The 10,691-nt window shown below is 57.5% G+C and carries 7 protein-coding genes; 3 read left to right on the top strand and 4 right to left on the bottom strand.

Annotated elements, in window-relative coordinates; all coding sequences use genetic code 11:
- Nucleotides 1-46: 46 nt before the first annotated feature.
- Entirely contained in the window at nucleotides 47-1,081 is a 1,035-nt protein-coding gene (trpD, locus tag E8K88_RS04290) for an anthranilate phosphoribosyltransferase (protein ID WP_136405418.1), read from the bottom strand.
- A 350-nt stretch (nucleotides 1,082-1,431) separates the two neighbouring features.
- Nucleotides 1,432-2,853 (bottom strand): YncE family protein, encoded by a 1,422-nt coding sequence (locus tag E8K88_RS04285; RefSeq protein WP_205880020.1) that lies wholly within the window; start codon nucleotides 2,851-2,853, stop codon nucleotides 1,432-1,434.
- 746 nt (nucleotides 2,854-3,599) lie between these two features.
- Between E8K88_RS04285 and E8K88_RS04280 the strand changes: the two genes are divergently transcribed.
- Nucleotides 3,600-5,318 (top strand): SulP family inorganic anion transporter, encoded by a 1,719-nt coding sequence (locus E8K88_RS04280; RefSeq protein WP_240754315.1) that lies wholly within the window; start codon nucleotides 3,600-3,602, stop codon nucleotides 5,316-5,318.
- A gap of 148 nt (nucleotides 5,319-5,466) precedes the next feature.
- Here E8K88_RS04280 and E8K88_RS04275 read toward each other — a convergent pair whose 3' ends face one another.
- Nucleotides 5,467-5,862 (bottom strand): DUF2721 domain-containing protein, encoded by a 396-nt coding sequence (locus E8K88_RS04275; protein ID WP_136405416.1) that lies wholly within the window; start codon nucleotides 5,860-5,862, stop codon nucleotides 5,467-5,469.
- A 120-nt stretch (nucleotides 5,863-5,982) separates the two neighbouring features.
- Here E8K88_RS04275 and E8K88_RS04270 point away from each other — a divergent pair, with 120 nt between their 5' ends.
- A complete protein-coding gene (locus E8K88_RS04270) occupies nucleotides 5,983-7,575 on the top strand; it encodes a M48 family metalloprotease (protein WP_240754314.1) in 1,593 nt (530 codons plus the stop codon).
- A 236-nt stretch (nucleotides 7,576-7,811) separates the two neighbouring features.
- Here E8K88_RS04270 and E8K88_RS04265 read toward each other — a convergent pair whose 3' ends face one another.
- The gene (locus tag E8K88_RS04265; protein ID WP_136405415.1) at nucleotides 7,812-9,212 is read right to left on the bottom strand and encodes an FAD-binding oxidoreductase; all 1,401 of its coding nucleotides are present in this window, start codon (nucleotides 9,210-9,212) and stop codon (nucleotides 7,812-7,814) included.
- 444 nt (nucleotides 9,213-9,656) lie between these two features.
- On the opposite strand from E8K88_RS04265, the gene E8K88_RS04260 reads away from it, so the two are divergent.
- A complete protein-coding gene (locus tag E8K88_RS04260) occupies nucleotides 9,657-10,328 on the top strand; it encodes a thiol:disulfide interchange protein DsbA/DsbL (RefSeq protein ID WP_136405414.1) in 672 nt (223 codons plus the stop codon).
- Nucleotides 10,329-10,691: the final 363 nt, after the last annotated feature.

Genomic DNA, 10,691 nt, shown 5'->3' with positions numbered 1-10,691 from the left:
CTGGCAGATAGTCCGACTGCGGCTTTTGTTTGGGGCGCTTGGCGATTTATGGTTTGGCCAAGGCGTGGCTCAAAGCGGCAAACTCTTCGAGCTTGCGTTGTGCTGCGCCGCTGTCAATCGCCTGGCGCGCCAGTGTGATGCCGTGGCCGATATCGCTTGCCACATTGGCCGCATACAAGGCCGCCGCTGAGTTGAGCAGCACAATATCGCGCGCCGGTCCAGGCAGGCCTTGGAGCACATCGCGCAGCATTTGCTGCGATTGTTCCGGTGATTCGGCGCGTATCGCACGGGTGCTGGCCATCGACATGCCAAAGTCTTCCGGATGGATTTCGTACTCGCGCACCTTGCCATCCTTGAGCTCGCCCACCAGCGTGGCTGCGCCCAGGCTGATTTCATCCAGGCCGTCCTTGCCATAGACCACCAGCGCATGCTGGGCGCCCAGGCGTTCCAACACGCGGATTTGAATACCGACCAAGTCGGCGTGGAACACGCCCATCAGAATATTGGGCGCGCCAGCTGGATTGGTGAGCGGCCCCAAGATGTTGAAAATGCTGCGCACGCCCATTTCCTTGCGAATGGCCGCCACGTTTTTCATCGCCGGGTGGTGGTTGGGCGCAAACATGAAACCAATGCCGCAGCGCTCAATCGAGGTAGCAATCGCCTCTGGAGCAAGGTTGATATTGACGCCCAAGGCCTCCATCACATCGGCGCTGCCGCTTTTGCTGGAGACGCTGCGCCCGCCGTGCTTGCTGATTTTGGCACCCGCTGCGGCAGCGACAAACACAGAACAGGTCGAGATATTGAAAGTATGGGCGCCATCACCACCGGTGCCCACAATGTCGACCATGTGCGCGGTGTTGTGTGGGGTGACTTTGAGCGACAGCTCCCGCATCACGGAAGCTGCGGCCGTGATCTCGCCAATTGTTTCCTTTTTCACCCGCAAGCCGGTGATGATGGCCGCAGTCATCAAGGGCGAGATCTCGCCTTGCATGATCAAACGCATCAAATGCAGCATCTCATCATGGAAAATTTCGCGGTGTTCGATGGTGCGCTGTAGCGCTTCTTGCGGGGTAATGGACATAAAGTGGTAAAAGCTGGCGGCAGCTGACAGACTGCATTCGCAGTAGCAATGACAAAAGGGTCAAATATACACCCCATCAAAAAGCAATGCGGGTAAATGCCACGTGAAAGTCTGCCCCTGCGCTGGTGACTGTTCAGCACGGCGCAGCTCGCTGTGTGTGATCATGCCTCAAAAAAGCCCCACATCGGTGAGGCTGGGGCGCTTGCGCAAGCCGCGCGCATGCGCAGGTGATTCAGCGCCAGTGCAAGGCAGCTGCTGACATGCACTGTACCCTTTGGAGCTCTAGCGCGGTCTGCGCCGAGATGATGAACAGGCTCTTAGCAATGGACTTTCAATCGCCACTGCCAGCATCACTTGCGCTGAATGCGTGTGATGTTGTTGCTCTCGGCGTTGGCGCCCTGGCCTTTGTTGACCACGTAGACGGAGCCATTCGGACCCACGCTGATGTGGTTAGGCATAGGGCCTGCGTCCAGGTTGGCGACGATCTCGCCATTGCTATTGAGCACAGTGACCGTGTTGGCACCGCGGTTGGCGGTGTAGGCCAGTTTGCTCACCGGATCAAACGCCACGTTCAAGCTGCCAGCGCCCACCAGAACCGTGTTGAGGGTTTGGCCAGAGTCGGCGTCGATGATGGCGACATTGTCCGAGCCTTGCGAAGACACGAAAATGCGGTTCGTGCTGGCGTCATAAGCGATGCCAGAGCTGGAGTTCACGCCCGCCACAGGAAATACTTTTGCCACGGAGTCGTCCGCGGTGTTGATGACCGCGACCTCACCGGTGCCACTGACCACAAACAGCTTGCCAGACGCAGCATCCAAGGCCAGGCTCATCGAACCAAATGGGCGTGCGTTAGGGCCGCGGATGCTCGATTGGGGCTCAATCGTGCCAATTTTCTCCAGCGTGGTGGTGCTGAACACTTCGATATTGGGCGTAAAGGCCGTAGACACATAGGCCTTGCCTTGTTGGCTGTCGATGGCCACATCACGGCCGTGGCCGACCTCGCCAGGGGCGAATTGCTTGATCAAGGCCAGGTCCGTTTGTCGGTACACTGCAATGGTATTTTGGCGTGTATTGGTGACCCACACGGTGCCGTTGGCGTCATCGACAGCAATGCCATACACAGCAAACACACCACCTGGCTGCTCCTGGCCATCAGGACCTTTGCGCGCTGGCGCTTGGATCGGGGTCACGGCTTGCAGAACTTGCAGTGTGTCAGGGCTGACCTTGACCAATTGCGACTCTTTGACTGGTGGACGACCGACCGCTGCAGCGGCGAACACCACATTGTTTTTGGGGCTGTAAGCCGATTGGTACAGGCCTGTGACGAGTTTTTGGTTGACGATGCTGAACTGGTCTTCACCACTCAAGGCAATTTGCGGCGAGATTTTCAATGGGAACACTTGCGCCGCGTTCGGATTGGTGGCGCTGACGACCACCGAGTGCCGACCAGGCTCTGCGCCGGCAGGAATGGCGGTTTCGGTGGTGAATTTGCCTTCGGCATCGGCGACCACGGCTTGCGGCAAAATCGCGATGCCTTCATAGAAGAATTGCACTTCTTGGCCTGGCTTGAAATTGCTGCCGGCCAGCTTCACTGGATTGCCTGCATACACGGCAGGGGCATCTACCACACGGACTTGGCCAGTGAACGAGTCATCGGCTTTGGAGAATTGCGGGCCACTGCCTGTGGATGCACAAGCTGCCAGCATTGCAGCTGCTGCAAAGCTAACGCTCAAACGAGTCAGTGAAGGGGTGAAGAAGCGGTTTTTATACATGCGCAATTCCAAGCAATAGTGGAGGTGAAGAGGTGAGGTGAACAGCCACACAGTGGCAGCCAGCGGCCATGCAACGCAAAGCCAGTTGGACTGCATTGCGTCAAAAATGTAAATAATATCAAAAATAATTCTCATTAAGTATTTGTGAGGCTTGTTTCAGGCGTTTGGTTTGTAATGGTTTTGTAAAGTTGGCTCAGGTGTTCGCGCCTGCTCATCAGCTCCGTGCAGCTGCGTTGAGGCCCAAAAGGACGGGGTGCGCGACCAAAAACGCAGTTGAGCTGCTTGCCTGGCGAGGATTTTCAACAAAGTAGTGCGCCTTCTGGCACTTCCGCCTCAAACACCCAAAGAAGCTGCAAGGCACAAAAAAGCGCAGTGCGGCGTTGCCCGTTATGCTCATACAGACGGATGAGCGCCAACAGGCGCTTTACACGGCCTTTTTGTTGTGCCTTATGCGACTGCGCGGAGATGATGAACAGGCTCTTAAGAGTGGGTGCTACGCTTTCCTGGCAACACGCCACGCCAGGTTCAACGCAAGTGCACGCGTTCGACAGCCGTGGTCTTATCGCGGTCGCAAGCTTGGTTTGAGCACGTTTTTGGGAAACAATACTTGACAGTGGATGGACCGCTTGCCGCTTGCGTTTGCTTGCAAGCGCTGATGGTTTGGCGCTGCTGCGCCAGGCACAGTCGCCGCGCTTGTTGTATTTTTTTGTATGGTTCTTGTTGTAATTCGCTAAATGTCTGCATTAATGAGATTGATCCAGCAGCTGCCATTTCTGGCGTGGTGGCGGCCCACGCCTATACAGTTGCGTCAGGACGTGTTTGCCGGGCTGACCGTGGGCTTGATGCTGGTGCCGCAAGCGATTGCGTACGCCGGCTTGGCTGGCATGCCACTGGAGACAGGCTTGTATGCCGCGATCTTGCCGCTGTTGGTGGTGACCTTGCTGGCATCGTCGCCGCGCCTGGGGGTTGGCCCCACCGCGCTGAGTGCGCTGATGATTGCTGCGGCACTGGCGCCGATGGCCGTAGTTGGTTCGCCCCAGTGGGTCTCGCTGGCCATTTGGTTGGCCTTGCTCGCTGGGCTGATTCAAATCATTCTGGGCGCAGCGCGACTCGATTGGTTGCTCAATGTGGTCACGATGCCGGTGTTGAGCGGCTTTACCCAGGCAGCGGCGATTTTGATCATGGCGTCTCAGGTGCCAGCGTTGACCGGCTTGTCCTGGGATGCCTGGATGTCGATCCACTCATTGCCCAGTGCCTGGGCGATGCTGCAGTCAGTGGATTTGCGTGCCTTGCTGTTTGGCGCGGTTGGCATTGCGGCATTCATTTACACGCGCCGCTTTGGCGCCACCATTCCCTGGGCTGCCCTGATTTTGGCCTTAGCTGCGGCCATCAGTGCGCTGACCGGTTACGCGGCCAGCGGAAGCGCGGTGATTGGCGAATTGCAAGTGCAGCTGCATGGCTTGCAACTGCCCGCCTGGCCTGGCCTGCACGTGCTGGGGCAATTGCTGGTGCCAGCCTTGGTGATTGCCTTGATGAGCTTTGTCGAAGTGGCGACCTCGGCCAAAACCGAGCACAGCCTGGCGGGCACGCAATGGCGGCCCGCGCAGGATTTGGTCGCGCAAGGCGTGGGCAAGGTTGTCTCAGGCCTGTCTGGCAGTTTCTCCACCAGTGCGTCACTGTCGCGATCGGCGGTGATGCATTACGCTGGCGCGGCCACTGGCTGGGCCAATGTGTTTGCTGCTGGTTTGGTGTTCGCGGCCGCTATGTGGCTGACGCCGCTGCTCAAACACGTGCCCCTGTCATTGCTGGCGTCGCTGGTCGTGGTGTCGGTCGTGGGCTTGATCAAGCCGCGTGCCTTTCTCAAATTTTGGGAGTTTTCGCGGGTCGAGGCCGGCATTGCCTTGTTGACCATGGTGGTGACGTTGGCGTCTGCGCCGCGTATTTACTGGGGCGTGCTGGCCGGCTTGCTGGCCAATTTGGCCTACTTTATGCACCAGCGCCTGCACCCACGCATCATTGAGGTGGGCGAGTACCCTGAAGATGGCAGGCTGCGTGATCGTTTCCTGTGGCAGTTGCCGCCTTTGTCCGAGCAAGTGCTTGCATTGCGGCTCGATGCTGGCCTGGACTTTGCCACTGCCAGCGCGCTGGAGCGCCGTGTCGTGGCCAGCTGGGATGCTTTTCCGCACATGCACAGCATTTGTCTGGTGGCTTCAGGCATCAACAATATTGATGCCACCGGTTTGGAGACGCTCTACCTGCTGCGGGCGATGGCGAAGAAGCGCAACGGTTGCTTGTACCTGAGTGGGATGAAGCTGCCGCTAGAGCGGCGCTTGGCCAAGGCCGGCTTGCTCGATGACAAAGCCCACGTCCAAGTTTGTGTGACCGAACTTGAGACCGTGCAGCGCTTGCGCCAACTGACACCGGTGCAGCCAGAGAACCAAGGCCAGGTGGCCTCTCTTGCTTGATGAGGCGTTAGAGCGGCTAACATAACCCTTGATACGTCGAAAGCAAAACCTTGTCGTACTACCCGTACTGCCTGCGGTTTTGCGCCTAGTCGCAAGCGCAAACCTTCGGTTTGCTGGGTTTCTGTTTGCTTGGTTCTGTTAGCGGCTCTTAGGAGGAGCGTTGGCTGGAGTCAATGTCCTCTACCACCACGGCCAGTGCATTGGTAGAGATAATGACCTCAATCAATGACAATAGCAGGGAGATCATCAGCGACAAAATGCTGATGCCAAACAGCCATTTGCCAATGGCCTGAGACTCTAAAAACAGCGCAAACATGGCGACCGCGCACAGTAAAAAACTCAAGACTCCAAAGCCTTGCATATACTGAATCAGGCTGATGCGCCTGCGCAAACCAGGGATTTGCCGGTGCACCAGCGGGGTGTCGTGCTGCGGCGATGCGTGCAATTGCCGAATCACTTGGGCCAAGACCAAAAACCGGTTGGTATAGGCCAACAGCAGCAAAGAGATGGCCGGAAACAGCAAAGCAGGGGTGGTGATGTCCATGGGGTCATCATAGGTTGGTTCAATGCTGTTGCAGTATAAAAGAAGAGAGGGCTGCAGCGCTTTACCAAGAATGCACAAGTGGCAATGAACCAAGAACAGGAAAAGAACTCGGAGTGATTTATGAAACCATCGCTGTTGTTGACCCCTGCGCATATGTTCACCCGTTGGGGGGTCCGGGTTTTTACATTGACAGCCCTTAGCGCTGCCTTGGCCTGGAGCACAGGCGTTTCTGCGCAGACTAGGCCTGCGCAGCAGTTGCCATCGCTGGGCGAGATTGATGGCTTTACCGTTGGCGATGAGCGCCGCATTGGTGACCAGATCGCCAGCCAACTCTACCGCGATCCCGACTATATTGATGACCCGGTTCTGCAAGAATATGTCGAGAGCATTTGGTTTTCACTGATGGATGCAGCGCGCGAACGCGGCGCCTTGGGTGACTCGCTGGACCAGCAGTTTGCCTGGCACGTGTTTTTGGGCAAAGACCGCAGCATCAACGCGTTTGCGCTGCCAGGCGGCTATTTTGGTCTGCATTTGGGTTTGATCAATGCGGTCGACTCCAAGGATGAGTTGGCCTCGGTCATGGCACACGAGATATCGCACGTGACGCAGCGGCATATCTCGCGCATGGTGGCGCAAAATGCGCGCCAGACACCGCTGGTGATTGCCAGCATGATCTTGGGAGCCATTGCTGTGAGTCAAAGCCCGGATGCAGCGCAAGCCGTGATTGCTGGCGGGCAGGCGCTGGCGATTCAAAACAGCCTGGATTTCTCGCGCTCAATGGAGCAGGAGGCTGACCGGATTGGTCTGGGTTTGATGGCTCCAGCGGGTTTTGATCCCAATGGTTTTGTTGGGATGTTCAATAAACTCAACCAGGCCAGCAGCCTCAATGACCGGGGCCAGTATCCGTATTTGCGCACCCACCCCTTGTCCACGCAGCGTATGTCCGATATGCAGGCCAGGCTGGGACAGGAGGGGCGCAATGTGCAGGTGCAACGCACCATGGAGCATGCGATGGTGGTGGCACGTTCGCGCCATTTCTCTTTGGGGCGGGTCGATTTCTTGCGCTCAGCCGTGCAAGCTGGCCTAGAGGCACAAGCCAATCGCAATAATTTTTCAGCCGCGGACCAAGCCGGGCGTTTGTATGGTGCGGCGATTGCATCTGGCCAATTGCGCGAGTTTGCGCAGGCGCGTGGGTTTGTCGACTCCTTGCTGCAGACGACCCAAGGCGATAGCCAGGCCCACCGTTTGGCCGTGCTGCTGAATTTGGAGTTGGCGCTGTCAGCCAAAGACGCCAGTTGGGCGCGCGAGGCCGATGCCTTGGTCGATCGCCAGGCCAGGTTGCGGCCAGAGCTTTTTCTGCGTACCCAATATGCGGTTGATATGCAGCCAGATGCGCGCGCAGGTCAGGACTTGACCAGCCAATGGCAAGGCTGGCTCACGGACCATCCCAGCGATGCGGGAGCGTGGCAGCAATTGAGCCGTTTATGGACGGCGCAGAACCAGCCACTGCGCGCCATCCGTGCCGATGCTGAAGCGCAAGTGGCGCGGCTCGATTATCCAGCTGCGATTGACCGCCTCAAAGCGGGCCAGAACATGGTGCGCCAGCTAGGCAGCCAGGCCGATCATGTCGATGCATCGATCATTGACAGCCGTTTGACGGCCGTCACCTTGCTGCAGCGTCAACGGGAAGAAGGGCTCAAGTCGCTTCAATAAGCGCGAATAGATTCCAACTGCCATGAGTAGTCGTCAATAAGGCCGCATCTGCGGCCTTATTGCATGGTGTTATTGGACGCGGCACTTGGTGCTATGGCGGCCAAAGCCATGTTGAGTGTGGCTACACAACCCTTGATACGTCTTAGCAAAACCTTGTCGTACTACCTGTACTGCCTGCGGTTTTACGCCTAGTCGCAACCGCAAACCTTCGGTTTTCTGGGTCGTGTTAGTCGCTCTTACTGAGCAAAAATCTTGCCTGGATTGAGGATGTTTTTAGGATCCAGCGCCTGCTTGATGCTGCGCATGACAGCCACTGCGCCATCGCCCGTTTCCTGCACCAGATAATCCATTTTGTGGATGCCAATGCCATGCTCGCCGGTGCAGGTACCGCCCATTTCAATCGCACGCGAGACCAGTGCCAGGCTCAGCGCTTCGCCACGTTGGCGCTCGTCTTCATCGTCTGGGTTGATCAGGTAGCCGAAATGGAAGTTGCCATCGCCGACGTGGCCCACGAGGAAGTAGGTAATGCCAGAGGCTTGGGCTTCGGCGACCGAGGCCAGCAAGCAGTCCGCCAAACGGCTGATAGGCACGCAGGTATCTGTGGTGATCACGCGGCAGCCAGGGCGCGATTGCACGCCGGCAAAATAGGCATTGTGGCGCGCGGTCCACAGGCGCGTGCGTTCCTCGGGCGTATGGGCCCATTCAAACGCCTGGCCTTCGTATTCAGCGGCAATCTCTTGCACGGTTTCGGCCTGCTCTTTGACCGAGGCTGGCGAGCCGTGGAATTCCATCAGCAGCATGGGCTCTTCACGCAGCGTCAGCTTGCTGTATTGATTGACCAAACCCACGGTTGGGCCATCGAGCAATTCGACGCGCGCAATCGGCACGCCCAATTGGATCGTCGTGATCACGGTGCGCACGGCTTGCTCAATGCTGGGGAATGAGCAGATGGCAGCGGAAACTGCTTCTGGGAGCGGGTAGAGTTTGAGCGTGATCTGGGTAAAAATGCCCAGCGTGCCTTCGCTGCCGACAAACAGGCGTGTCAGGTCATAGCCAGCGGCCGATTTTTTGGCGCGTGTGCCGGTGTGAATGGTTTCACCACTGGCCAGCACCACCTCTAGCGCCAAAACGTTTTCGCGCAGGGTGCCGTAGCGCACGGCATTCGTGCCCGAGGCGCGGGTCGCTGTCATGCCGCCGACGCTGGCGTCTGCGCCTGGATCGATTGGGAAGAACAAACCCTGGTGCTTGAGCGCTTCGTTGAGTTGCTTGCGGGTGATGCCAGGCTCTACGGTGACTGTCAAGTCATCGGCATCAATCGCGATGATCTTGTTCATGCGGCTCACATCAATGCTGATGCCGCCTTGAACCGCCAGCAAATGGCCTTCCAGCGAAGAACCTGCGCCGTAAGCAATCACCGGGGTGTTGTGCTCATTGGCCAGACGCACGGCGTCGGCCACGTCTTTGGCGCTTTCGGCAAAGACGACGGCGTCTGGTGGTGGCGCTTGGATCGAGCCTTCGTCGCGGCCGTGTTGTTCCCGCACCGCCAAGGCGGTAGAGACTTGCGCACCAAAGCGCTCTTGAAGGGCTTGCAGCAGCAAAGGGCTGGCTGTGCGTTGTGTAGAAGTGGTGGAGTTCATCGTCAGTCGCAAGTGGGGAGTGGCCCTGCGCCTGGAATCTGCTTGGGCTGTGCGATAGGCTCTTTGTGAGCAGGCAGAATAGGCGCGGCGCGTAAAAGACGCATTATCGGCGTCTTCGCGGGCACTTCCAAGCCTCAGCAGCATTTAACAATAAGATTGGCACATGCGCTGGCCATGGGGCCTGCGTTTCAGGCTGTTGCGCAGGATGCGCCAGAGTGTTCGTCTCAATGAGACAGCGGGAGCTTGAAAACAATGGGAAAATGCACTGGCGAGCCAGTACAACTTGCCTGACTTGCGCCAAGCAGCCATGACCATCGCGGCTGCATTTTCTTGTGTGAAGATGTGAACTTCTGCACCCAGTTCGGCTCACATCGCTCGTTAACCCGTGGTGCTGACATCGTGCAGCCCTTTGCGCTGTATATCCTAAACAATCAGGAGTGTTCTGTGTCTCTCAATCGTCGTCATTTTTCTCTCTCCGCAGTGGCATTGGGCGCTGCTGGCTCGATCGCTGTTACTCCTAGCTGGGCACAGAGCAATGTTCCGGTAGAAGGCGAGCAATACATCAAGATGGCGCAGCCCGTGAACCTGGGCACGCCGGCGGGCAAGGTCGAAGTGCTGGAATTCTTCTGGTATTCCTGCCCCCACTGCAACACCTTTGAGCCCATGTTCAACAAATGGAAGCAAGTGCAGCCCGACGATGTGATCGTGCGCCGCGTTCCAGTGGCATTCCAGCAAAACGGCAACTTCATCCCGCAGCAAAAGCTGTACTACACGCTCGAAGCCATGGATCTGCTCGACAAGGTGCATCCAGCAGTATTCAATGCCATTCATAACGAGCGCAAGCGCCTTACCTCGGATGATGCAGTTTTTGCATGGATCGGCACCCAAGGTGTTGATGTGGAAGAGTTCAAGAAAAACTACAACTCGTTCTCGGTGGCCAGTGCCGTGCGCCGTGCATCGCAGCTGCAAGACGAGTACCGTGTTGAAGGCGTGCCATCTCTGGGTGTAGCCGGCAAGTACTACACCGACGGCCCACGCGCGCGCAACCTGGCCAATGCCTTGCAAGTGGTCGAGTACCTGATCGAGGAAGAGCGCAAAGCCGGTGGTGCCAAGTAAGGACATCTATTGCTTAGAGCCTGTGCTCAATCTCCACGCAGCTGCCTCGAGATTGTGAGCAGGCCCTTCATGCTGGAGTTCAACCCTGTGGCTGTGGGCCGTAGGAAGCTGCAATCCAGCATGTGCTGACGACAAAGGCCAAGGTTGTGATGACCCTGGCCTTTTTTCTTGTGCGCACTATGCCTTGAGGGTGGGGGCTAGCCCATTGCGCAGCGCTTGGCTCAATGATCTCATGCCCTATGGCCTTTTGGGCGGTAGTGCAAATCCGGCCGATGCACGTATTGCAACCAGGCACTTCTATCAGATGAGTCGATGGCAGCAGTTCATGGCAGCCTCGCCTGAATTGTGATCAATTAACAGCCT

Source organism: Lampropedia aestuarii (genome assembly GCF_004803635.1).
Classification (GTDB): domain Bacteria; phylum Pseudomonadota; class Gammaproteobacteria; order Burkholderiales; family Burkholderiaceae_C; genus Lampropedia; species Lampropedia aestuarii.
Note: the sequence above shows the minus strand (reverse complement) of the source record. Positions and strands in the feature narration are given on the sequence as shown.